The organism is Prevotella sp. AM34-19LB (assembly GCF_003468525.1).
In the GTDB taxonomy this organism is placed as follows: domain Bacteria; phylum Bacteroidota; class Bacteroidia; order Bacteroidales; family Bacteroidaceae; genus Prevotella.
Window position 1 is genome coordinate 15084 of the sequence record NZ_QSIG01000005.1, and the last position, 25327, is coordinate 40410.

At 49.5% G+C, this 25327-nt stretch carries 18 protein-coding genes and 3 pseudogenes; 11 read left to right on the top strand and 10 right to left on the bottom strand.

Going from position 1 to position 25327, the window contains the following annotated elements; genetic code table 11:
- The first annotated feature begins 66 nt into the window (after positions 1-66).
- The 10 genes from DW830_RS02520 to DW830_RS02565 all read left to right on the top strand — a co-directional run bounded on the left by DW830_RS02520 (position 67) and on the right by DW830_RS02565 (position 12876).
- Entirely contained in the window at positions 67-684 is a 618-nt protein-coding gene (locus tag DW830_RS02520) for a fumarylacetoacetate hydrolase family protein (protein ID WP_089544418.1), read from the top strand.
- A 15-nt stretch (positions 685-699) separates the two neighbouring features.
- A complete protein-coding gene (porU, locus tag DW830_RS02525; protein ID WP_119248747.1) occupies positions 700-4314 on the top strand; it encodes a type IX secretion system sortase PorU in 3615 nt (1204 codons plus the stop codon).
- A 28-nt stretch (positions 4315-4342) separates the two neighbouring features.
- Positions 4343-5533, top strand: coding sequence for a type IX secretion system outer membrane channel protein PorV (gene porV / locus DW830_RS02530; protein WP_119248748.1), 1191 nt, complete (start codon positions 4343-4345; stop codon positions 5531-5533).
- Positions 5534-5619: 86 nt separating this feature from the next.
- On the top strand, positions 5620-6099 hold the full coding sequence (gene ispF / locus DW830_RS02535) for a 2-C-methyl-D-erythritol 2,4-cyclodiphosphate synthase (protein ID WP_119248749.1): 480 nt from the start codon (positions 5620-5622) through the stop codon (positions 6097-6099).
- A 451-nt stretch (positions 6100-6550) separates the two neighbouring features.
- The gene (locus DW830_RS02540) at positions 6551-7738 is read left to right on the top strand and encodes a glycosyltransferase (RefSeq protein WP_410524481.1); all 1188 of its coding nucleotides are present in this window, start codon (positions 6551-6553) and stop codon (positions 7736-7738) included.
- Between the two features lie 82 nt (positions 7739-7820).
- Positions 7821-8597 (top strand): glycosyltransferase family 2 protein, encoded by a 777-nt coding sequence (locus tag DW830_RS02545; RefSeq protein ID WP_119248750.1) that lies wholly within the window; start codon positions 7821-7823, stop codon positions 8595-8597.
- Positions 8598-8631: 34 nt separating this feature from the next.
- Positions 8632-10077, top strand: coding sequence for a lipopolysaccharide biosynthesis protein (locus DW830_RS02550; protein WP_119248751.1), 1446 nt, complete (start codon positions 8632-8634; stop codon positions 10075-10077).
- A gap of 36 nt (positions 10078-10113) precedes the next feature.
- Positions 10114-11073 carry a glycosyltransferase gene (locus DW830_RS02555; protein ID WP_119248752.1) on the top strand — a complete coding sequence of 320 codons (960 nt, stop codon included), beginning with the start codon at positions 10114-10116 and terminating at the stop codon, positions 11071-11073.
- Positions 11074-11085: 12 nt separating this feature from the next.
- Positions 11086-11805: a 2-C-methyl-D-erythritol 4-phosphate cytidylyltransferase gene (locus tag DW830_RS02560; protein ID WP_119248753.1), complete on the top strand. Its 720-nt coding sequence runs from the start codon at positions 11086-11088 to the stop codon at positions 11803-11805.
- Positions 11806-11847: 42 nt separating this feature from the next.
- Positions 11848-12876, top strand: a complete 1029-nt coding sequence (locus DW830_RS02565; protein WP_119248754.1) for an NAD-dependent epimerase/dehydratase family protein — start codon at positions 11848-11850, stop codon at positions 12874-12876.
- Positions 12877-12999: 123 nt separating this feature from the next.
- Here DW830_RS02565 and DW830_RS02570 read toward each other — a convergent pair whose 3' ends face one another.
- Both DW830_RS02570 and DW830_RS02580 read right to left on the bottom strand, forming a co-directional pair.
- Positions 13000-13809, bottom strand: a complete 810-nt coding sequence (locus DW830_RS02570; RefSeq protein WP_119248755.1) for a phosphorylcholine transferase LicD — start codon at positions 13807-13809, stop codon at positions 13000-13002.
- A gap of 48 nt (positions 13810-13857) precedes the next feature.
- A pseudogene (locus DW830_RS02580) lies at positions 13858-15302 on the bottom strand (DUF6080 domain-containing protein).
- 87 nt (positions 15303-15389) lie between these two features.
- Here DW830_RS02580 and DW830_RS02585 point away from each other — a divergent pair.
- Positions 15390-16414: pseudogene (locus tag DW830_RS02585) on the top strand (hemolysin activation protein).
- Between the two features lie 7 nt (positions 16415-16421).
- Here DW830_RS02585 and DW830_RS02590 read toward each other — a convergent pair.
- From DW830_RS02590 to DW830_RS02625, 8 genes and pseudogenes are all read right to left on the bottom strand, one after another.
- On the bottom strand, positions 16422-17930 hold the full coding sequence (locus DW830_RS02590; RefSeq protein ID WP_119248758.1) for a DUF6080 domain-containing protein: 1509 nt from the start codon (positions 17928-17930) through the stop codon (positions 16422-16424).
- Positions 17931-18020: 90 nt separating this feature from the next.
- Positions 18021-18458, bottom strand: a complete 438-nt coding sequence (locus DW830_RS02595) for a GtrA family protein (RefSeq protein WP_199656045.1) — start codon at positions 18456-18458, stop codon at positions 18021-18023.
- An 86-nt stretch (positions 18459-18544) separates the two neighbouring features.
- A complete protein-coding gene (locus tag DW830_RS02600) occupies positions 18545-19522 on the bottom strand; it encodes an acyltransferase family protein (protein WP_119248759.1) in 978 nt (325 codons plus the stop codon).
- Between the two features lie 26 nt (positions 19523-19548).
- The gene (locus DW830_RS02605; protein WP_119248760.1) at positions 19549-20157 is read right to left on the bottom strand and encodes an HAD family hydrolase; all 609 of its coding nucleotides are present in this window, start codon (positions 20155-20157) and stop codon (positions 19549-19551) included.
- Between the two features lie 47 nt (positions 20158-20204).
- Positions 20205-21110, bottom strand: coding sequence for a decaprenyl-phosphate phosphoribosyltransferase (locus tag DW830_RS02610; RefSeq protein WP_119248761.1), 906 nt, complete (start codon positions 21108-21110; stop codon positions 20205-20207).
- A 35-nt stretch (positions 21111-21145) separates the two neighbouring features.
- A pseudogene (locus tag DW830_RS02615) lies at positions 21146-22154 on the bottom strand (acyltransferase family protein).
- A gap of 85 nt (positions 22155-22239) precedes the next feature.
- Positions 22240-23385, bottom strand: coding sequence for an acyltransferase family protein (locus DW830_RS02620; RefSeq protein WP_119248762.1), 1146 nt, complete (start codon positions 23383-23385; stop codon positions 22240-22242).
- The gene (locus DW830_RS02625; protein ID WP_119248763.1) at positions 23382-25325 is read right to left on the bottom strand and encodes a phosphoethanolamine transferase; all 1944 of its coding nucleotides are present in this window, start codon (positions 25323-25325) and stop codon (positions 23382-23384) included. The genes DW830_RS02620 and DW830_RS02625 overlap by 4 nt, the downstream gene beginning before the upstream one ends.
- Between the last annotated feature and the right edge of the window lie 2 nt (positions 25326-25327).

Genomic DNA, 25327 nt, shown 5'->3' on the forward strand with positions numbered 1-25327 from the left:
GTTATGGAGTTAAAGCATTGCTTTGCTTCTAACTCCCATTTCTTTTTTATATATATTTTTGGGGTTATGAAGATATTTGCTATCGGTATGAACTATACCGAACACAATAAATCGCTGCATGGTACGTTATCTAAACCAGAGCGTCCTGTTATTTTTACCAAGGCTGATTCTGCGCTGCTCAACAACGGCAAGCCTTTCTTCATCCCGGATCATCTGGGAAGAATAGAGTATGAGACCGAACTGGTGGTGCGCATCTGCAAGTTGGGCAAGACCATTCCGCAGCGTTTCGCCCACCGCTATTATGATGCGGTGACCGTGGGCATCGACTTTACCGCCCGCGAGATGCAGAAGAAGCTGAGAGAGGCGGGGCAGCCATGGGAGCTTGCCAAGGGATTCGACGGTTCTGCCGCTATCGGAGAATGGGTGGATATCCAGAAGTTCCGCGACATCCAGGCTATCCACTTCCATCTCAACATCAACGGCGAGAATGTGCAGGAAGGCTGTTCGAGCGATATGCTCTACAAGGTGGATGAAATCATCTCCTACATCAGCCAGTATTTTACGCTCAAGACAGGAGACCTGCTCTATACGGGTTGTCCTACAGGATGCGGTCCGGTGAAGATCGACGACCATCTGGAGGGCTATCTCGAAGATAGAAAGGTGCTCGACTTTATGTGCAAATAAAGAATAAAAGAATATATGAATAAGAGTAGAATATGGCAATACCTTTGTCTCGTGGCTGTGCTGGTGCTGATGGCGCTGCCTGCTGCGGCACAGAGATTCTTCAACCTTACCTCGCAGGAGGTGAAGGTGGACTCCATATTGCCTCAATTCGTATATTCTTTGCCTTTGCAGGGTGATTATCAGGATTCTATCTATACGGTAACAGTGAAATATCCGGAGTATGTGGATATGCCTGCTACCGATATTTCTCATTACAACCTACTTTCGGGCGCTGCTCTCCCTGAGCAGGTGGTCATCTGCCAGCAGGTAACCGAATGCCGGAAACAAGGCTTGCTGGTGATTTCCTTTTCTCCTCTCGTCTTCAGGGAGCACAGATATCAGGCGCTGGTGAGCTTCATGCTCGATATCCAGGCGAAGCCGCTGGTGCGTTCGCAGAGCCAGTCGCATCTGCTGAAACGTTCGCAGCAGGAAGCCCGACTGCAGACCCGCAGCGGGGAGGATTCTTCTCCCGCCTATGCCGACCATTCTGTGCTGGCAAGCGGAAAATGGGCCAAGATCAGGGTGAGCGAAACGGGTATTCATCAGTTGACTGCCGATGTGGTGCGCCGTGCCGGTTTTTCGGATATCAGCAAGGTGAAGATCTACGGTTATGGAGGAAATCTCCAGAACGAAGCGCTCTATGCCCAGGATATCCGGGAGACTGACGACCTGAAGGAGGTGCCGCAATATGTAGTGGATGGCAGACATTATTTCTATGCCCGCGGGGCGGTGAGCTGGAGCAGTCCGACGGCTATGGTGCGCACCCGCAATCCCTATTCAGACTATGGCTATTATTTCATCACCCAGAGCGATGAGTCGCCGAGTCTCTGGGCAGATTCAGCCTCTTTCGTCTCTTCCTGCCATCCGATGCCGGAAGATTATCATTCTCTTTATGAAGTAGATGGGTTCAGCTGGATGCAGGGTGGAAGGAATCTCTTCCATCCTACAGCCGTCAGGGTGGGCGATACCCAGAAGGTGGTCATCACCAATCCTACCGGATGCAGCCGGGGAAAGCTGGTGGTGGCTGTTACCGCCGGCACCAACACCAGGGTGCAGATCAGGAAGAACCGGCAGGAACTGGGAACCATAAGCCTCCAATTGCCTACCAATACCAGTAGCAGTGCCTATACGGTAGGCGTGGAAAGGAGCGCCACCTATCCGCTCCAGGATTTCAGAGAGAAGGATACCATCGAGATACAGCCACTCAGCGGTGGACCGGTTCATCTGGATTATGTAGCCGTAACCTGGGAGAAGCCTGCGCCGTTTGCCGGTTTCGGAAGTCAGGTTCCTGCAGCCGAGTATGTGTATGGCATCACTCCGCAGGACCACCATGCCGACGGGGCTGCTGATATGGTGATCATCATCCCAACCTCGCAGAAACTGCTCAGGCAGGCACAGCGGCTCAAGGAATTTCACGAAACCCACGACGGGCTGCGGGTGAACATCGTGCCCGCCGATGAACTCTATAATGAATTCTCCAGCGGTACCCCCGATGCCAATGCCTACCGCCGCTATCTGCGGATGCTGAGCGACAGGGCGGCTACGGCTGCCGACATGCCCAAATATCTCCTGCTCTTCGGCGACTGTGTATGGGACAACCGCATGCTCATGCCAGATTGCAGACTGCTGAATCCGGATGATTACCTGCTCTGCCATGAGAGCGATGACTCGTTCAGCAAGACCACCTGCTACGTGAGCGACAGCTGGCTGGGAATCATCGGCGAAGGAAAGGGAGCCGATCCGAAAACCGAACTGCAGGATGTGGCGGTAGGACGATTCCCGGTGACCACGGCGCAGGAAGCCAAGATACTGGTGGACAAGACCATCAGCTACAAGAAGAACGCCAATGCCGGAGCCTGGCAGAACACCCTGATGTTCATGGGAGATGACGGCAACGAGAATCTCCACATGGCGGATGCCAACGAGGTGGCAGACGATATCGCCTCGCTCTATCCGGGCTATCTCATCAGAAAGGTGATGTGGGATGCCTATACCCGACAGACCTCCTCAACGGGAAATACCTATCCCGAAGTTGCCAGTATCATCAGACAGCAGCAGATGGCGGGTGCCCTGGTGATGGATTATGCCGGACATGGCAGCGAGACCCAGATTTCGCATGAAAACGTGCTCAAGATCACGGATTTCGAATCGTTCAGAAACGAAAACCTGCCACTGTGGGTGACGGCATCCTGCGACATCATGCCTTATGACGGTACGAAATCTACCATCGGCGAGGCTGCCCTGCTGAATGAAAAAGGTGGAGCTGTGGCATTCTACGGTACCACGCGTACCGTGTTTGCCCAGCAGAACAAGTATATGAACCGTGCCTTCCTGCGCAGGGTGCTGAGCCGGGAAGACGGCAAGCCGCTGGCGATAGGCGAGGCACACCGGCTGGCTCAGAACGACGTGATGCTGGGCAATGTGATGGCGGGCGAGATAGACCGCTCGGAAAACCATCTGCAGTATGCCCTGCTCGGAGATCCTGCCCTCTCGCTCAACCTGCCGATGATGAAGGTAGTGGTGGATTCCATCAACGGCATCTCCTGCCAGCGCACCGATACGGTTCCGCTGCTGAGAGCCGGAGACATAGCCAGAATTGCGGGACATGTGGAGACGGATGTGGATTTCCAGGGGGTGGTGACGGCTACGGTAAGGGATTCCAGGGAACTGGTTACCTGCAAGCTGAATGATGCCACTGCCGACGGTGCCTCTTCCGCCTTCCAGTATTACGACCGCCAGAAGACGCTCTATCAGGGGGCTGACAGCGTATCCGGCGGAAAGTTTGCCTTCTGCTTTGCCGTACCTAAGGATATCAACTATTCGGGTGATGCCGGACTGATGAATCTCTATGCCGTCAGCAACGACAAGGGGCTGCGGGCGAATGGAGAAAGCGCACGGTTCAAGGTGGGCGGCAGCGTGGTGGCAGAAAATGACTCCATCGGTCCGTCGGTATTCTGCTATCTGAACTCGCCAACCTTCGTGGATGGCGGCAATGTGAATACCACCCCTTATTTCGTGGCAAGGATATCAGACAAGGACGGAATCAATGCCGCAGGAAGCGGACTCGGCCATGACCTGAAGCTGGTGATAGACGGAGAACTGTCGAAGACCTACAATCTCAACGATTATTTCTCGTATGATTTCGGAACCTATACCAGCGGTTCCACCTGCTACAGTATTCCGGAACTCCCGGCAGGCAGGCATCAGCTTACCTTCACGGCATGGGATATCCAGAACAACAGTTCTACCACCACCCTCCACTTCAATGTGGTAAGCGGTCTGGCTCCATCGCTCTTCGATGTGGGCGTGACGGAGAATCCTGCCCGCAGCACCACCACTTTCATCGTTTCTCACGACAGGACGGAGAGCCGGATGGATGTGGTGATTGAACTCTATGATACTTCGGGCAGACAGCTCTGGCGCCATGCCGAGAGCGGAGTACCGGCTTCTGAGGTCTATACCGTGAAGTGGGATTTATCGGTAGATGGCGGTCGCCCTCTGGGTACGGGCATCTATCTGTATCGGGTCAAGGTTTCATCGGATGGCAGCAGCTATGCCTCCAAGACCCGGAAACTGATCATTATAAAATAGAAAATATCATCATATAAAATAATGTAGTATGAATAGAATCGTCAAGATATTCGCAACCGGTTTCCTCTCGGTATGGGCGCTGACGGCATCGGCGCAGAACGGAGAGGGAGATACCAAGGAGAGTCTTTTCAATCCGGTAAACTATGCCGTCATCTCTCAGACCATAGCGCCCGATGCCCGTGGCGGAGGTCTGGGTGATGTGGGTGCGGCAACCGATCCGGATGTCAACTCCCAGTATTGGAATCCGGCAAAGTATCCTTTCAACATCTCCAGGGCGGGCGTGGCACTGAATTTCACTCCATGGCTCCGCTCGCTGGTCAACGACATGAATCTCGCCTATCTCTCGGGCTATTACCGCATAGGCGATTACAGTGCCGTATCAGCTTCGCTCCGTTACTTCAACATGGGTGAGGTGTTTCTTTCTGAGCCGGGAGAAAACGACAACGCGATGACCATCAATCCCTATGAGATGTCGATTGATGTGGCTTACTCTCTGATGCTCAGCGAGAAATTCTCCCTGGCGGCAGCCATCCGCTGGATCTATTCCGACCTGCGCTTCGACTATCAGGAGGAAAATTCGCCAGCCTCGGCTTTTGCGGCGGATATCGCAGCCTATTATCAGAACTATGTCAATATCGGACCGCGAGAGTGCCAGTTGGGTATAGGTCTGAACATTTCGAATATCGGTAGCAAGATTACCTTCAGCGGTCAGGAGTATGGCGAGTTCCTGCCTACCAATCTGCGTTTAGGCGCCTCACTGATGATTCCTATCGACGAGTACAACCGCTTTACCATCGCCGCAGATGCCAACAAGTATCTCGTGCCTACGGTTCCTGCTCAGAAGGAGGGAGAGGACAACTCGGAGTATGAAGACCGTGTGCATCGCGAATACAACGATATTTCGGGCATCAGCGGCATCTTCAAGAGCTTCAGCGATGCCCCAGGCGGATTCAAGGAAGAGCTGGAGGAAATCAACTATGGCGTAGGTGCCGAGTATGTATATAATGACAAGTTTGCCCTGCGTGCCGGCTATCATCACGAGAGCCAGAGCAAGGGCAACCGCAAGTACTTCACGGTGGGAGCCGGCTTCAAGATGAATGTCTTCTCGCTCGATGCTTCCTATGTGGTAGCCACCGCCAAGAGCAATCCGCTCGACCAGACCCTGCGCTTTACGCTGGCATTCGATATGGACGGATTGAAAGACCTGTTCAAGCGATAGGCAGGCGGAATAGGCAGAGCCTTGCTGGAAGATAATAAATAGAAAATATAAACATATTATTAACTTTAATCATAAAGAATAGAATTATGAATATTCGTGTAGGATTTGGATACGATGTTCACAAGCTGGTAGAGAACCGTGACTTGTGGCTGGGTGGTATCAAGATAGATTATGAGTTGGGTTTGCTCGGTCATAGTGATGCCGACGTGTTGATTCACGCCATTTGCGATGCCCTGCTGGGTGCAGCCAATATGCGTGATATCGGTTATCATTTCCCTGATACGGCAGCAGAGACCCTCAATGTGGATTCCAAGATTCTGCTCAAGAAGACGATGGACCTGATTGCCACCAAGGGATATACCCTGGGCAACATCGATGCAACGGTCTGTGCAGAGCGTCCGAAGCTCAATCCGCATGTTCCTGCCATGAAGGAATGCCTGGCAAAAGTGATGGGGGTAGAGGAAGACCAAATCTCCATCAAGGCTACAACCACAGAGAAGTTGGGCTTTACCGGAAGAATGGAAGGAATCTCAGCTTACGCTACAGTATTGATAGAAAAGGCTTAATGAGGGTTAAAAACTCGTTAGTTTTTGATGAATTTTCTAATAATTCGTTGATTTATATCAAAAAATCTCAAAAATAATACTTTTCTTGCCGAATTATTTGGAGATTTGTAGAAAAAGTACTATCTTTGCAGCGTCAAAAGGTTAATAGATTGTTTAGGTTAGTAGTAATAGATTTAGGTTTTTAGTTATTAGGTTTTAAGGTAGATTGTTTAACAGATAATTGAGAAGGTCGTGAGACTATTTTGATTAGAAATTTTTAAGTTAAACATAGTGCATGCCACAGCTCGTTGAGAGTTGTGGCATGTTTTATTTATATCCATTCTTATCATTTCATTATATCCATTCTCATCAATTTCATAAAAACATTCTCTTTATCTCAGAAAAGTCTTTCTTTTTCTTCGCTAACTCAAATTTTTACATTATCTTTGCAAGCAGAATAAAAAGGATAATCATGAGAGTACTCATAGTAAATACAAGTGAGAAGGCGGGTGGTGCTGCTGTAGCTGCCAACCGCCTGATGGATGCCCTTAACAACAATGGTGTTAAGGCTAAGATGCTGGTGCGCGATAAGGTAACCGATGATATTACCGTGGTAGGGTTGCCACGCTCGCTCAGGATGCAGTGGAATTTCCTGTGGGAGCGCTGGTGCATCTTCTACCGCCTTCATTTTTCCAAGAAGAATCTCTTTGCACTCGATATCGCCAATGCGGGATACGACATCACTTCCTTGCCAGAGTTCAAGGAGGCTGACATCATCCATCTGCACTGGATCAACCAGGGTATGCTTTCGCTGAAGACCATCCGGAAGATCATCAGCAGCGGAAAACCGGTGGTATGGACCATGCACGACATCTGGCCGGCTTCATCCATCTGTCATCTTACCCTGGGTTGCCATCATTACAACAATGGCTGCGGCAACTGCAAGTATCTGCCGGGAAACGGGGGAAAGAACGATCTGTCGGCTAAGATATGGAAGAAGAAGCAGAAGGTGTATAACAGTGGGGCTCTTTCCTTTGTTACCTGCAGCAGATGGCTGGCAGCGGAAGCCCGGTTGAGCGGACTCCTGGCGGGTCATCGCATCGAGACGATTCCCAATCCGATAGATACCCATGTATATTGTCCGCAGGACAAGCTGGAATCCCGTCTGCGCACGCAGCTGCCGAAGGACAAGCGCATCATCCTCTTCATCGCCCAGAGAGCCACCAATCCTTATAAGGGCATGGATTATCTGATAGAGGCGTGCCGGCTGATGGCTGAGCAGCATCCCGAGATGAGGGAGAACACCTGCGTGGCTATCCTGGGTGGACACAGCGAGGAGTTTGAAGGCAAGCTTTCGTTCCCGATCGTTTCGCTCGGTTATGTGAGCGATGACAAGTGCATCGCAGATATTTACAATGCTGCCGATGTCTTCGTGCTTCCTTCCCTGTCGGAGAATCTGCCGAATACCATCATGGAGGCGATGGCTTGCGGCGTGCCTAGCGTAGGATTCAAGGTGGGCGGCATACCGGAGATGATCGATCATCAGAAAACGGATATGTGGCAAACTATCGTGATGCCAAGAATCTGGCGGATGGTATCCACTGGGTGCTGGAAGAAGCCGATCAGGAGAATCTGGAGAAGGCGTGCCTGCAGAAGGTGATGCATAACTATTCGCAGCATGCGGTGGCGCTGAAATATGTTGAGGTGTATAATCAGGCGATGGCCTTTAAAAACTACCATATATGATTAAGTTTACTGTCGTAACCTGTACCTACAATGCCGAGAGCGTGTTGCAGCGTACGTTGGATAGTGTCAATAAGCAGACTTACTGCAATATCGAGCACCTGATCATAGATGGTGTTTCGAAGGACAATACCCTGGCTATGGTACGGGCATACCAGAACAGGGCAAAGGCTGGAGAGAATGCCCACGAAATCGTGGTCTATTCGGAACCTGACAAGGGACTCTATGACGCTATGAACAAGGGTATAGACCGTGCTACGGGCGACTATCTCGTGTTTCTGAATGCGGGAGATGTCTTTCCTTCCGACGATACCCTGGAGTATGTGGAGGGATGCGTAGGCGAGGGCGAGAACCTGCCGGGCGTGCTCTATGGAGATACCGATATCGTGAATGACGAAGGAAGATTCCTGCGCCATCGCCGTCTTTCGCCTCCCAAGAAGCTGAACTGGCGCTCGTTCAAGTGGGGGATGCTCGTCTGTCATCAGTCGTTTTATGCCCGCACGGATATTGCCCGCCAGATTCATTACGATCTTCACTATCGCCTTTCGGCGGATGTGGATTGGTGCATCCGCATCATGAAGGCGGCTCAGCAGCGCCATCTTCCGTTGCGCAATGTCCATGCTGTCATCACCAACTATCTGGATGGCGGCATGTCTGTGCAGAATCACAAGGCTTCTCTCAAGGAGCGTTTCGAGGTGATGCGCAGCAACTATGGCTTTGTCACCACGGTTCTGGTGCATACCTGGTTTGTGGTGAGAAGTCTCTTCAAGCGCTAGTTCGCATGGTTTTAGCAAGAAAAAATAAATTTAAATGGCAGAAACATTAAAGGAAAAAACAGCAAAGGGTCTCTTCTGGGGAGCCATGAACAATGGGGCGATGCAGGTTATCGGTTTGGTATTCGGCATCGTCCTGGGCAGACTGTTGTCGCCAAGCGATTATGGTATGATCGCCATGATTACTGTTTTTTCTCTGATAGCCAACGCCTTGCAGAATTCGGGCTTCATCACAGCTATCACGAATATCAAGGAACCTACAGATAATGACTATAACTCCGTATTCTGGTTTAATATCTCTGTAGGTGGTTTTCTATACTTGGTACTTTTTCTCTGTGCCCCTCTGATAGCGGGCTATTATCATACTCCGGCACTGGTTCCTCTTTGCCGGTATGCATTCCTGTCGCTTTTATTCTCCAGCCTCTGTACGGCTCAGTCGGCTTATCTCTTCAAGCACATGATGGTGAAGCAGAGGGCTCAGTCGGGCATCATCGCCACGCTCTTTTCGAGTGTGGTAGGAGTGATCATGGCGTTTTGCGGCATGTCTTATTGGGCTTTGGCCACCCAGACCATCGTTTACAGCATCGTGAATACGGCGCTGTTCTGGCATTATTCTCCGTGGCGCCCGAGTCTGCGGTTTGATTTCGAACCTATCCGTAGGATGTTCAAGTTCAGCTGCAAACTGCTGGCTTCCACCATCACCACCCATATCAACAACAATGTGCTGAATATCCTGCTGGGTCATTACTTCACGGCGCATGATACGGGTAATTACAACCAGGCTTCGCAGTGGAACTTCAAGGCTTACAGTGTGATACAGGGAATGGTGGATTCGGTGGCCCAGCCTGTGCTGGTAGATCTTCGTGAGCAGCCGGGACGCCAGTTGGAAGCCTTGCGCAAGCTGATCCGCTTCACGGCATTCATCTCCTTCCCGCTGATGCTGGGGTTTGGAATGGTGGCTAGGGAGTTCATCGTCCTGGCCATCACCGAAAAATGGCTGGCGAGTGCCTTTCTGCTGCAGATTCTCTGCGTGAGTGGTGCCATCATTCCGATGAGCCAGCTCATGTCGAGTCTGGTGGTGAGCAACGGCAAGTCGGGTACTTATTTTGGGGTGACCTTTGCCCTGGGTGTGGTTCAGATTCTGACGATGATTCTGATATGGCATTGGGGCATCCACACGATGGTCATCGCCTACGTGCTGCTGAACATCATCTGGCTGTTCGTATGGCAGTATTTCTCCCGTCGCCTGATAGGCTATCGGGTATGGATGTTCCTGAAAGATATCCTGCCGTTTGCGCTGGCAGCCCTGGCGGTGATGACGGCTACCTATTTCGCCACGCAGTCTATCCACAATCTGTGGCTGCTCCTGCTTTGCCGCATTCTGATGGCTGTGGTGCTGTACTATCTGGTGATGCGTATTGCCGGTGCTGCCATTCTGAAGGAGTGTATGGCTTTCGTGAAGAAGAAAATGGGAAAGAAGTAACCTTGATGGGTTCATATGAATAAATCAGAATGAAGGATGAATACAAATAAGACAGTTTCAATCATCATGGGCACCTACAATGGTGCCGAATATATCAGAGAGCAGTTGGATTCCATACTCTCGCAGACCTATCCCCTGAAGGAGATCATCATCCAGGATGATGGTTCTACGGATGATACGGTGGCGATTTGCACAGCCTATGCCGAGAAGTTTCCTATCATACATTTCTCGCGCAATGCCAGCAATCTGGGATTCAATCAGAACTTCAAGTCGGCTGCGATGAAGGCAACGGGCGATTTTGTGGCTTTCAGCGATCAGGATGATGTCTGGTTTCCAACCAAGATAGAGAAGCAGGTGGCTGCCATCGGCAATCATGACATCTGTTTTTCTACCCATCTGCGTGGTGCCGACAGGGAGCATACGCATCTTGTGAATCCTCAGTACAGCCTGGAGGCGCTGCTCTTCTGCGGATTTGCCGGACATACCATGCTGCTCCGCCGGGAGTTTATCCAGACAAGTGAATACTGGCTGCCGAATATCATGTACGATTGGAGTCTTGCCATCTGCGCCCAGTTGCACGGCGGTATCGTGATGGTAGATGAACCACTGAACTGGCATCGCACGAATCTGGCTTCTGCCTGTCATGAGGAACTGAAGCAGGCAGGCAAGAAGGTGGATGCCCGCCCTACCTATCAGCCTTACCTTTATGGTATCGCCAATTATCGCAGATTGCAGCAGCAGCCCAACTGGCAGATGCTCTATACCTATATATATGAGCATACCCGGGAGCCGAAGTTTGCGCTGGCACATCGCATGAGCTATTATATGCTGCATCACAATCTGCTGGCACTCTTCTGCCTCTGCTTCCTCTGTCTGAAGCATGGTGACAAGATATACTACAGCAAGCATCAGCGGGGCTTGATGGCAAAGATACGTGCCTTCTGCTATCCGTTGATCTTCTCATATAATAACATTCAATATAATAGACAATCTTAAAATACGAACTTTATGAATATTGCATTATTAACTGCAGGCGGTGTTGGTAACCGTATGGGACAGGATATCCCAAAGCAATTCATGACGATTGATAACATACCTGTTATCATCTATACCATGCAGGCTTTCCAGAGCCATCCTCAGATAGACGCCATCTGTGTGGTGTGCCTCAAGGGATGGGAAGTGGTACTGCAGGCGTATGCCAACCAGTTTAACATCACCAAGCTGAAGTGGATTTTCGAGGGTGGTGACAGCAATCAGCACTCCATCCGCAATGGATTGTGGGGCTTGCGCGATGCCGGATGTACAGAGGATGATATCATATTGGTACACGATGGTGTGCGCCCGCTGGTGGCAGAGCGAATCATTACCGAGAATATCGAGAAGTGCAGAAAGTATGGTTATGCCATTACGGGTATGATCTGCAAGGAGGCTATCATGCAGAAGGAGGATGACTGTGTGAAGAATATCGACATCCCACGCGAGCGGCTGGTTCGCACCCAGACTCCTCATACCTATCCTCTCGGCACTTTGCTGAAGGCGCACGCCGAGGCTGATGCCAAGGGTATTGACGGCACGGTGGCATCCTGTACCTTGATGGCTGAGCTGGGAGTGGATAACCAGCACCTGGTGATGGGATCAGAGAAAAACGGATTGAAGCTTACCCAGACGGAGGATGTGGAGCTGTTTAAGGCATTGAAGCATACCACCAAGGATGAGTGGCTGAAATAGATAATAGGATGAAACAGATAATAGAAGAAAATTGATAGTAGGATGAAACAGACAAATCTATATAATGAAGATGTAAAGGCGGCTTTGGCAGCATTTGAGCTGCCATGGCAACAGCTTTCGGGCAAGAATATCCTGGTGCTGGGCGCTACTGGATTGATTGGTGGCTGTCTGGTAGATATGCTGATGCAGCATGAGGGGCTGGATTATCAGGTTTATGCTGCGGGTCGTAACGAAGAGCGGGCTAACAGGCGCTTTTCGGCATATCTTGCTTCCGGACATTATCATTTTCTTCCTTTTGATGTTACGGCTCCCTTGTCGGTGGATCTCTCTTTCGATTATATCGTGGATGCTGCTGGCGGTGCCTGTCCACAGCTTTATAGCGAGGATCCTGTGGGAGTGATGAAGTCTAATATCTTCGGCGTGGATAATCTGTTGCGCTTTGGACTGCAGCACGGCTTGAAGAAATTGGTCTATGTATCTTCCGGAGAAGTCTATGGCGAGGGCGACGGTCGTGTCTTTGAAGAAAGCTATAGCGGGTATATCGATCCTACTACGGTGAGGGCGTGCTATCCTTCGGCAAAGCGTGCTTCCGAGACGCTTTGTATCTGCTATGCCCATCAGTATGGCATTGAGGTGTCCATCGCCCGTCCGAGTCATATCTACGGTCCGTTCTTTACAGAGAACGATAATCGTGTTTATGCCCAGTTTATCCGCAATGTATTGCGTGGCGAGGATATCGTGCTGAAGAGTAAGGGAGAGGCGTTCCGTTCGTGGACTTATGTGGTGGATTGTGCGATGGCGCTGCTTTGTATCCTGCTGAAGGGCGGGAACGGCGAGGCATATAATATTGCCAACGAGGAGTCGAATGTAAGCATCAGAACCTTGGCTGAAACTGTTGCTGATCTGGCTGGCAGAAAGGTGGTCTTTGATATTCCCGATGATGCCAGTCATGGCAATACCACTCCTATTACCAAGGCTGTTTTTGCTACGGATAAGTTGGAAACTCTGGGCTGGAAGCCGATTACATTATTAAAGGATGGTCTGGCTCATACCATCCAGGCTTTGCAGTAAATGATAGAACTTTCGCATGTGGAGAAGTTAAGGGAAGTCAGGGAGTTTAAGGAAGTTAAGGGACAAATGTTCTACGTTTTACGAAAGAAGACTATTGTCTTAACTCCTTAACTCCTTAACTCCTTACCTCCTTAGTTCTGGCAGGATGAATATCGAATGGAACTCTCGCTTTTCTACTGGTGGAATCTTCATATAATCGCCATAGAGGTCCGTGAGGTAGGAATCGGGATTGCATGGTGCAGGGAATTCCTTGCCCTCAAACTTGATGGTACCCAATGGCTTGACTGCCTTCTTGTCGAATGAGATGCCTCGGCCATTCAGGAAAGGAACATCAGAATAACGGGTCTTCTTTCCGAACAAGCCTACTACCTTCCATAATGCACTGCACAGACAATACTTGCCTCCGAAATAGAAGAACTCAGCAAAGGAACGCAGCGAGTAAGTGTGTCGGTGGTTCAGGATAGAATAACTCTTGGAGATACCCTTTGTCAAGGTCTTGATCCACGAACGGGGAATGTCTGGATAATCCACAAAAGGGAAGATATCCACAAAGATTCCCTTTACATAAGGCTGGCAGAAATCGTCGCCCTGTTCGATATAGAGAGAGTTGCAGTCGCGGATCTTCGTGATAGGCTCCTTGCTTCCCGGATCCGATTTGGGGGTCTGCAGATAGAGCCAGTCGGGCAGTTCCTTGGGGGCAATCTCCTCGAATCGTTTTTCATCTTCCAGCGACATACCGATATCGATATCGTCATCCCAAGGTATGAAACCGCCATGGCGTACGGCTCCGAGCAGGGTGCCGCCATCCAACCAGTATTCTATCTTGTGGCGCTTGCAGATTTTGTCTATTTCTTCCAGAATAGCCAGCTGCTTGAGTTGGCATGCCCGCAGATTCTGCTGGCTATATTCTTTGATTTCTTTGTAAAAGTCCATATTCTTTATATTTTTATCGGGAAGACCCGTATGGGATCTCTATCCGGGTTATAAGAAATGCGTGATGATTAATGTGGCATTGTATCCCCAGAAGTAGATGGCGAGGAAGAGAGTGACTCCTCTCATCGCATTAGCCAGTTTGGGTTGAGCCTCTCTGAATGCATAACCCATGGTGAATGGGATGACGAACATCCAGTGGGCTGCCATGATATATACCTCGTTGAGTCCGAAACCGAGCACCAGGTGAAGGAAGGCATCGAATGCCGCACAGCTCAGGCACATCCACATCAGACGGGAGTGTCTGCTGTAGAAAACACCGGCAGCAAAGAGCAGGAAAACGAATGCTTCGAAGAGGTAGCTGATGGCCCAATCGTATCGGATAAAGGTTGGGCGCGATACGCTCAGGTCTTTGAGCAGTTCCTTCTGATGCAGCTGGATGCCCTCTCCAAAGAGGTTTCTACGATGGATTCCATTCGTGGGGTAGAAACATCGGTCCATTTCAGGAATGGCATATCGGATACCGATTTGCCTCGATGAGCATCCATCCACGCATCGTGAACGGCATTCTTCCGGGCAATATCGGGTCTTTTCGGCATCAGCTTTCTTTCTATCTCCTTGCCTTTTTCCTGCTGAGGCTTGACGATGTATTCGTTCTGATAGTAAAAGCTGCCGCCCATGATGAGGAGCGGGAGGATGAAGGCGATGGCAAAGAATCGGGGTGAGAACACCTTTCTGCCATTGCAGAAAAGCGACATGATGCCGGTCTTTACGCCATTGCTCAGCGATACTCCTGCCGTGGTAAGGAACAGCAGACTAGCCTGCCATGCCTTGAGCTGTTTGCCCTGCGCCATACAGGTTCCCACCATATAGATGCTGACCAGCAGACAGAGCATGGAAAAGCAGAAATGATCGGGTACCATCGTGGTGAGCATGATGGAGGCAAAGGAGAAAAAGAATGCCGTGAGAATGTAGGCATCCAACCGGCATAGCTGGATGAGCTCCCGGCAGATGCGGAAGAAGAATACGGCAGAGAAAGTGGCGCTGATGACGAGCATCACTGCCATGATGAAGGTGGCACAGTTGTGATGAGTCCAGCCCATCAGCCAGTCGTTGAGACAGGCTCCGGGATAGAGTAGGGCGCCAAAGAGCGGATGGCGTGACAACTCAAAGTATATCTTTTCGTTGGAAAGAAAGATATACGAGTAGGCATCGAAACCGGATACCGTGAAATGCTTGTAGAAAATACTCCAAAATCCCAGTTTGCCAGCCTTGAAAAAGCTTGTAGGATAGGAATGGATCAGCACGGTATTCAAGCTGGCGAATACCAGCATCGAAACAAGTGCAAGAATCCTTTCTTCTTTCTTGATTTTAAAAATATTCTTCATCGTTTTATTCTTATTTGGCTGCAAAGTTAGTGTAAAAAATTGATTGTGGGAAGAAAAATGAGGAAATATTTCATTCCGGCTGTTTTTTTGTGGCGGTTTATTTGGCATTGTCTGCTTTTTGGGTTATCTTTGTCTCCCAAAAAACGGATGATGACAGATTCCGACAATTGTGTATAGTTAACGAATATCATAGATATGAAACAGCCAGCTAAGATTGATGTCGCCGTATTGATGCTTTTCTTCAATCGTCCCGACAATTTCCAGAAAGTGTTTGACGAGGTGAAGAAGGCTCGTCCTGCCCAGTTGTTCCTCTATCAGGATGGAGCAAGAGGTGAGCGGGATGTGCCTGGTATCGAGGCGTGCCGGCAAATAGCATCAGATGAGAATATTGATTGGGAGTGTGAGGTGCACAGATCTTATCAGACCAAGAACCAGGGATGCGATCCATCTGAGTATCTCTCACAGAAATGGGCTTTCTCGATTGTGGATAAGTGTATCGTGCTGGAAGATGACGATGTGCCTTCGCAATCTTTCTTCCCTTTCTGCAAGGAGATGCTCGACCGTTATGAGCACGACGAACGTATTGCCATGATTGCCGGATTCAATGAAGATGAGGTGACACCCGACTGCGAGGACAGCTATTTCTTTACTTCAGTCTTCTCTATCTGGGGATGGGCTTCGTGGCGCCGTGTGGTGGACAAATGGGAGGGTGACTATGCCTTTCTGCACGATAAGCAGGCGATGCGACAGTTGGAATCGGTGGTTCGCCAGCGTGGGCTCCGTAAGGACTTCATCCCGATGTGCAGGGATCATGCCCATAGTGGAAAGGAGTTTTATGAAAGCATCTTCTGGCTTCGATGCTGTTGAATTCCAGTCTTGCCATCATGCCATGCAGGAATCTGATCAATAATCTGGGTCTCTCTGATGACTCCACTCATTTCTCCGGAAGCATGAAGACGACTCCCAAGGCTTATCGCAGAATCTTCACCATGAAGCGCCATGAACTGGAGTTTCCGCTGAAACATCCTAAATATGTAGTGGAAAACGTAGATTTCAAGGAGCGGGTGTACAGAATCAATGCCTGGGGCCACCCATTCATCAAGATGTCACGCTCCCTGGAAGAACTCTTTCTGAATCTGAGATATGGTAATTTCTCCAGTATCTTCAAGGCGATGGCTCGCAGATGGCGCAAGATGATTGGAAGAGATAAGCACGCTTGATCTCTTCCTAGCAGAAATATCCGATAATCAGAATACCATTGTATATCAGCAGTGCCAGACCCAGGACGAGCAATACGCCTTTTAGGCAGCGGCTGTAGAGCTGCTGTCGGAGTTGCAGTTCTTGGTTTGGCTGCTGTCGTTTTTGCTTCAGAAGGAAGCCGATGGCTATCGGAATGGCGTATATCCAGTGACCCGCCATGATATATACCTCGTTGAGACCGAAGCCGAGTCCGATATGCAGCATTATATCTAGACCGAAATACGACATCACCAGCCAGAGATACTTGCTCTTTCTGCCCGCCCAGATGCCGGCAACAAACAGCAGCATGATGACTGCCTCTACCACATAATTGATGGCGTATCGGTATTTCACGAACATCGGGCGATGACGCAATTCGTCCTCCAGCACATAATCCTGATGCAGCTGGATAGATTCGCCCATCAGATTTTCGATGATCGACTGTGTGCGGGAGCTTGTTGCATCCGTCCAGTTCATGAATTCACCTTTCATGATAGGGGCACCTTGCTTAGGTCCCCTTTTCTTTTTGGCTTCTTTCTTAGCCAGTTCCTTTGCCTTCCGGATGCTGTCGTTCTTGGCTCTCTGGGCTATCTCCTGAGCAGAGATAATCTTCAAGCCTCTTTTGATAGAGTCGTTTGTCAGCGAATCACGGGTATGCTTGATCTGTGCCATACGCTCCTGTCTGGCTTTCTTCTCAGCCGCTTTCTTGGCTTTCAGTTCCTTGCGTGCCATCTCGTTAGGCCATACGAAGACGCGGTATTCCCATCTGCAGAATCCCCACAGCAGGGCTGCTGGCAGAATGACTGCCAGGAGAAGATGCTTAGGGCGGAAGAATCCCTTTCCGTTTACGAAGAATGCAGAAAAGAAAATCTTCAATCCGTTATTGAGCGATGTGCCGGCTGTAAGGATGAAATATACCACGCTCTGCCATATCTTGAGCGGATGGTGATGTTTCATTCTGAGACCGGATACGTAGAGTGCCAGGATGAGCAGCATCATGGAGATGACGAAATGGTCGGGCACGATGCAGGTAACCATCACATATCCGAAGGAGAAGAACAGTAGGGTAAGGATATGAGATGCCGTCTTGTCGAGATCCATTACCTCCCGGAAGATTCTCTTCAGGAAGAGGGTGGCATAGAATCCGCAGAATATCTGGATGATTACTGCGATGAAAAGGGCACAGTTGTAGCCTGTGAGTTTCATCAGACCCATATTGATGAGGTAAGGAATATACATATAGAAGGCGAGCAGCGGATGGCGATATACATTGTATGCTGCATTCCAGTCGCTCAATACCCAGTAGGTAAGCGGGTCGAAGCCCGATACGCAGAAGTGGCGGATGAAATTCTTGTAATAATCATCCGTGATGAGGGTGAAATGACTGGCATAGCGGGCTATCACTACACCATTCAGAACGGCAAGTGCCAGAAAAATGCCCAGGGCGAGCCATCTTTCTTCTTTCTTGATCGTGAAAATATCGAATATCTTTTTCATATCTTTCTATTTCTTTCTCTTTCAAGTTTTGAGAGGAATCTTCTCTTAGTCTTTCTCTTAGTCTTTCTCTTTCGAGTTTTGAAGATTCTTTTATTTCTTCAGGAAGAATCTTACTAATAGGAAATTAACGGGGATACAGATACAGAGGGTAGGAATCATCGCCCACTGTTTGGCGAGCCCCAGACCAACGAAGAGGTTGAGGCAGACGGTTTGCATCGTATAGTTTACCACATGTGAGAGGGTGAAGCCGGCACCTCGCTTGGCGTTTGCCTTCACCTTGAAGGTGTATCGGGTGCTGGCGATGAAATTGAAGATGAAGCTCACGATGTAGGCGATGGTGTTGGCTGTGGTAGCCAGACTGTGATCACCCATTCGTGGAATGAAATGGTTCAGCACCGGCATCATAGCCAGATAGATGCCATATTGCAGCACCGTAGCCAGTCCGCCTACGATTCCGAATCTGATGACTTCGCCCAGCTTTTCCCGTCTGGCATCATCCATATTATTAATCTTGTTCTTGATATTCATTGTTTTATCTTTTACGGCGTGCAAAAATACGCCTTTTTCCTGTTTCTAGCAAATATTCTTTCTACAAAATATGAATCTGCCTGGATTTATCTTAATAGTTTCCCTTTTCCAAAGAGATAAGCCAGTTTGGTCTTCTCCATCATCTTGGCAATGAGCAGGCTGCCTGTAATGGCAAGGATGATGGTGACGGCAGCAAACGAGATCTCGCTCGGATCCCAGCTGAAAAGGGGATGATAGAACTTCGCAGCCATCGTAAAGATGGGATGGAAGAGATAGATAGGCAGCGTATTGCGCCCTATATATAATAAGGTGTTGTCTATCTTTTGAATGTAGATTTTGCCTTGAATGCGAGTGATGAGGCTATGTATCCACATCAATGACGAAATGCAGCACCAGCAGGAGAAGATTACAGCCAGGCATCCCCAGTCGTACCATTCCTCTAAGCCCAGCAAGTTGAGCCAGAGCAGTAAGGCTGCAGGGGAAGGATGGAATATCTTGCCAAACTCTATATGGCATTGGCGAATTGCTGTACCGATGAAATAATAGGCAGCAGCACTGGGCGAAAGAGCGGGTGTCTTGGATGCCAGCAAGAGTAGGGTGGCGAAGATGAAGAGGCTTGTAGTGGTATTCATCGTCGTTTTTCCTTGTTTGAGGGTTTCCCATGTAGCCCCCTTGAAACTGATATAATAAAGAAAGCCACAGATGATCATCGTCTGGATAAACCAATAAGGACCTATGGATGTGACAAATATCTTCTCGCAAATCTGTGAGAAGGATAATTCCGTGATGCCATCTCTTACGGGCATGAAATAGGAAAGTACAGAGAAACCGGATACCATGATAACGTAGGGTAGGGCGAGACACATCAGGTATATTCCCATTTGCTTGGGACTTTTCTCGATATTGACAAGATAACCCGTGATGATGAGAAAGGTAGGCATCATAAACGAGAGAATGCCTGCCTTCAGATGTGGATATGCATTGCCGAAGTTCACAATATGAATCAATATCATGAGAATGATGAGGATGGCTCGTATCAAGTCGAGGTCTGTATTTCTTTTCATGTTATTTTCTGTAAAATTGAAATTTGTTATTCTCGGAATGGTTTGAAATGTCCCTTGTCGGCGAAGGCAAGCATCTCTTTGTCTCCACGGCTATCTCCAAAGGCTTCTATCTCATATTCTGAACGTTCGAAAGGTTTAAGTGCCTCTGCGATGCGATGCACCTTCTCCTTTCCGTAGCAATTGTTTGACTTGAAGTTGCCTGTCAGCTTGCCGTCTTCTACTTCTATCTGGGTGCCGAGTACCTGAACACCTTTCAGGTTGCGGATATCAAAGAAAGGGCGAACCCAGTTGTCAATGCTGGCGCTTACGATAAAAACCTGGGCTCCTGCCACCAGTGCTTCGTGCATCAGGGTGATGCCTTTCGGGCGGAGCAGATGCTGGCTTTCTTCTGCAAAACCACGGCAGAGAGCATCAAACTTTTCGATGCGCATGCCGGCAAAGAGGTGGGCAAAGATCTGCTGTTTTGCCTTCCAGTTGGGATAAAGATGCAGTTTCATCAATACCAGCAGTGGGCTGTACTTCAGGAAAACCATCAGGAAACGACTGGTTCCCTTGGCATATTTGATGAATTCCAGTAAGGTATCGCTCGTTGTCAGTGTTCCGTCGAAATCGAAACAGTATATTTTCTTCTTCATTTTTTGTTCTTCTTCATTTCTTGTTCTTCTTTTGGATTAACTCTTTCTTATACGATATAGATAAGGATGAGGAAGGAGAGCAGCCAGGCAAGAACGATAAACTGCGTGATTCTGTCGCGCAGGATAATTTTCGTAGGGTCGCCGCTCTGCTGGTCAACCACTGCAATCTGGATGTATCTCAGCAAACCTACCAATACAAATACGCTGGTAAGATAGAGGTATTCGGTATGGAAATTCTCTATCACTTCAGGGCTCACCGTGTACATGATGTAGCAAACCAGGGTAACTGATGCCGTAATGGTGATAGCCTGATTGATGAAGGTGAGGTTGTATCGGCTCGTATTCTTTCGGGGAGCCTCGCCCGTCTTTTCCATTCGCAGCACGTCATCGCGGCGCTTGGCAAAACTCATGAAGAGGGTGATGAGGAAGGTCATCAGCACAATCCATTTACTGAGCATGATGTGCGTAGCGACGCCACCCGCCAGCAAGCGGAGCACAAATCCGAATGCCACGATGCACACATCGATGATGGCATACTGCTTGAGCTTGGCGCAATAGCAGAGGTTCATGATCCAATAGAAGGCGATGATTCCCATCGTCTCCCACGAATCGAGCAGACAGCATACCCCCATCGAGAGGATGAGCATCAGAAACATCAAAGCGTAAGCCTGCCTGATGCTTACGGCTCCTGAAGCGATAGGGCGGTGACATTTCACCGAATGGCGGCGGTCTGCCTCCACATCATGGATATCGTTGAAGCAATAGATGCTCGATGCGGCAAAGCTGTAGGCAAAGAAAGCAATCAGACCCGCCAGCAGGGCATCTGTATGAAACAAGGCACCACCAAAGAAGAGGGGCACGAAGATAAACATATTCTTAATCCACTGTTTCGGGCGGATCAGGCGCATCAAGGCAGCGAAGCCCCGGCTATCTTTTATTTCATTCTCGTTCATATAAATTTCTTTTATTTAATCTAAGATGATTCTTTTTATTTAATAATCTGAGATAATTCCTTGGAAATCCATTCTGCAATCTTGCTCAATATCCAGGAGAGTGGCAGGGTGATGGCAATGCAGAGGATGAAGGTTGGCCAGTATCCCAAGTGATGAGGCTCGATATAATGGAGCACGAAGTGGATGTGGATGAGATAGCATTCCAGACTCAAAGCTCCTACCAGCATGAAGCTGCGGTTAAACCATCCTGGGGTACGGCGGAAGATGCGGTTCAGGAGCAGGATGCTCGTGATGGTTAGCGGGATGTAGAGCATACGCTCCAGGAAGAGCGGAAACATACCGTGTTTCTCCTGTTCCAGGAAGATGCTTGCGAGCAGCGTCATCAGGAACATCAGCCATATCATCCAGATGCTGGCACCATCAAGTGTCTGCTTCTGGCGCACCATCTCACCCATATTGATGCCGATGAAGAAGATAGGTACTCGGCTCCAGAAGATTTCCAGATGGCCTACAGCCTGATGAATCGGTGTGACGTATTGCACCAGGATGCACCACATGATCATCACCACCGGCAGCCATTTGTAGATGGGATGGCGCTTGATGAGTTCCATATAGGCTGGGGCGAAGAGATAGAGCATCATGGTGGCTGGGATGTACCAGAAGGTAAGCTCGTCGTATCGCCAGAAATTCCAGTTGATGGTAATCTCGCCTATCAGGTTGATCCACGCCTCGAGGTCTCCTCCTGGAATCGGGGAATGTAGTAGAGACAGGCGATGATGAGCACGCCGGGTAGATGCGCAGGTAACGGCGGATGAAGAAATGCTTGGCAGAAGGATTCTTCATCCAGGAAAACCACAGACCGATGCCGCTGAGAAACAGAAACATATCTACTCCTATATTGCCCATGCGGCGCAATCCGAAGAAAGCGTTCTCTCTAGGCAGTGCTACATGAAAGAGAATGATGAAGAGCATGGCGGCTCCCATCAATTCACCGCGATATCTACTGATATTCGCCAGTTCTATGTCTTTTATCTTCCACTTCATCTGATATATCTTTTTTGTTATTATTTTTAGGGGGGCTTTTGACAGGCGATGGAATCGCCTGGAACGGGGGGAGGCTCTCTAATACTTAGCTCTTCGGGTTGGGTATCTTCTTCATCAGTTGTGTAAAGAGCCATGCAATGCCGATGCTGGCAATGATGTAGAGCAGCAGTCCGGCATAGATGTCTCCATGACGGCTGATGGGGATGAATATCTTGCGGGTGATAGGATGGGTGACGAAGAGGGCGGCTGAGATGACGCCCATCCATTCCAGAACCTTGTAGATGCCCGACAGCCAACTTACTTCCTGCAGCAGGTCGGCTACAAGCACACAGAGCAGACAGATGAAGAATGGCACGAAGGTCCATCCTATCATATTGAGACTCAGACTGTAGATCAGCGAGAGGCAGAATACGCAGCCGAAGATATTGGTTACAGGAGAATGGAAGGTCATCAGAATCTTCTCGCCATACCGGGCATAGAGAATGCCCAGACCGAATGGCAGCATACCGCCCATGAAATTATAGCGGTAGCGGTTCATCGCCTCGCTCTCGGGATTGTCAAAGCCCAGCAGCAGCTGGATGCCGATGCAGAGAAGCATCAATCCTACCGTCCATCCCCAATGGCGGCGATAGAGCAGCAGTCGATATACGATGTAAAGCTGCAGCATCAGACCGAAAAACCAGTAAGGTCCTGGCCAGATGATGTTGTCTGGGTTTGGCAATACATTGTTAAACATACCCAGCATCGATACGATGCCCAGCACCTCGTAATGGCGTGGACCCGGAGTGATGTAGTCTATCATCGTGAAAGCGATGAAACCCACGATCATCATCTTGAAGAGCTTCAGATAGTGATAGCGGATGAAGCGAAGAGGTTCGCGCCAGCTGATGCTCCAGGATTGCTTCCTGCCCGAAATGCTGTACATCTGAGCCTGCTGGTCGGCAGAAAGATGAGGCTTGGCTTCATACTTCATCACCAGTCCGTATGCACTCAGGAAGAGGAATACGGGCACTCCGTAATGACCGAAGAACGACAGCAGATGGATTGGCAGGTTGATGTCGGGATTCGCCATCACCTGCAGCAGCCAGTCGGCGTTGTGTTGGAAGAACTGGTATTCATTCTCCTTGACAATCGGACCTAGCCAATGGCAATAGTTATGTAGGAAGATGCCGATGATGGCAAGTCCTCTCAATGCATTGCATGCACTTCTGGAAAGTATGTTCTGATTCATTTCCTGGCTCCTTTCTTTGTTTGTTTCTTACCTTGTTTCTTATCTTTTTTCTTGTCTTGCTTCTTTTCTTCCTGCTTAGCCTGCGTCTTGAGATATTCATCCCTCAGCTTGTCGTAGTCGGCAGAGTTCTTCAGGATGCGGGGGCGCATCTCGTTGTATTTCGGACTCAGGATATTGTTCTCCTCCTTGTAGGTTGGAGTTTCGATGCCGGCAAGATACAGCAGCAGGTGCGGCAGGGCATCCGTCATCATCCGCTTGTCCTTGGCGGCACGTATCTGCCGGTAGATGGTGCGGTGTTTCTGGATGTATTTCTTCGAGCAGTAGATCCAGAACGGAATCTCAAACTCATAGTGTGCCAGCTTCCAGTCGATGTTGGCAGAGTGGTTGCGGCAGATGAAGCCACGGTTTTCCTCGTAGCACTCCTCACCATGGTCGGGCACATAGATGATGATGGCATCTTCCTTCTGGAATCGCTTCACGATTTCTGCCACGATGGAGTCGTTGTAAAGGGTGGCGTTGTCGTAATGGCTCAATACCTTGCGCTGGGCATCGGTCAGTTCTGGGCGCTTGTCTTCGTAGCTGCTTGCCCAGAACTTAGCCTGGTTCTGGCGATAGCGCAGCTTGTAGTTCACGTGCTGACCCATCAGATGGAAAATGGTGAGATTATGGTCGGTCTTGAATTGTTTCAGACTGTCATCATAATCTTTAAGCAGTCCATCGTCCAGCGCATGCAGCTCGGTGTTTCTGTGGTCGAACTGCAGCTTGCTCAGTTCCGGATTGTTCAGGAAGAAGCCACCGCTGAAGTCATATACCGCCTCTTTAGCCTGAGGCAGGAATTCGTTGGTGATGAAGGTTACGTTGTAGCCTGCCTTGCGGAATACCTCCGGGAAGAGCGGATAGTCGCACCATTCTCCCTTGTCGCCTACCACATAGGTAGAGAGCATGTGCTTGAATACGAAGCTGGTGAGGTTCCAGCAGGTCACGACATCTGTAAACTTGGTGAGTTTCTTCGATTTCTCCAGTGCCGATTGCTTTGGGGTGGTTTTCATGAAGTAGCCATATTGCTGTGAATGATGGCGACCGTAGCTTTCGCCGATGATCAGCACGATATTTGGCGAGCGGAAGCTGCAGCTATCAACCTTCACCTCGTGGGCTGCATGAATCAGTTGGGTAATCTGATGCGCTGCCAGCTGGTTGGCATAGATGCTGAAGTGGAGTCGGTAGATAGGCAGATAGAGTACGGCAGGATCTTTCTCTGTGAGGGTGTGCTCTACCTCTCCGATGGTTCTTCCTGACATCAGCTTATGGTAAGCCTCCTTGTTGTGCCAGGAGGTGCAGATGGAAGTGATGAGGATGACCAGGCAGAGGATACCGAAGGTGGCTGGCATGGCTGCCGTCATTCGCGGAATAGCCATCAGTCGTTTCTTGAGCGAAGCCAGTTCGAGTACGGTAACGAGGAAGACGTAGATCTTGATGAGCCGTTTTCGGAAGATGACGATGAGTATCTGCAGGAGCGCCAGGAGCAGAATCCAGCCCACACTGCTGAAGAGCACTTCGGCAGAGATGAGGGCAGAGAGGAAGCTGCTTGCCTCGGAACTGTTGGTCTCTCCCACCAGCATCAGCATAGAAGGATTGAGTGTGGAACCGAAATTCACGAAGCAGTAGGTATCAGCGGCTGCCGTGACATATAATATAATGTATAATATGACACGCAGGCCCCTGCGCACCTTCTTCGGGAAGACGGCGAGGATGGCGCTCACGATGTAGAGGTCCAGAAACAGCTCCAGGAACATGTTCTCGTAGAGCGTTCCGTTCTTCGGAATCGTGATGAGTGAACTTACCATGCCCAGGATGTACATGGACACAAAGAAGTTGGCATTGCGCCTGATAGGGGCTGATGCCAGACTAAGACAGTTCTTGATGATTTCTTTCCAACTCATAG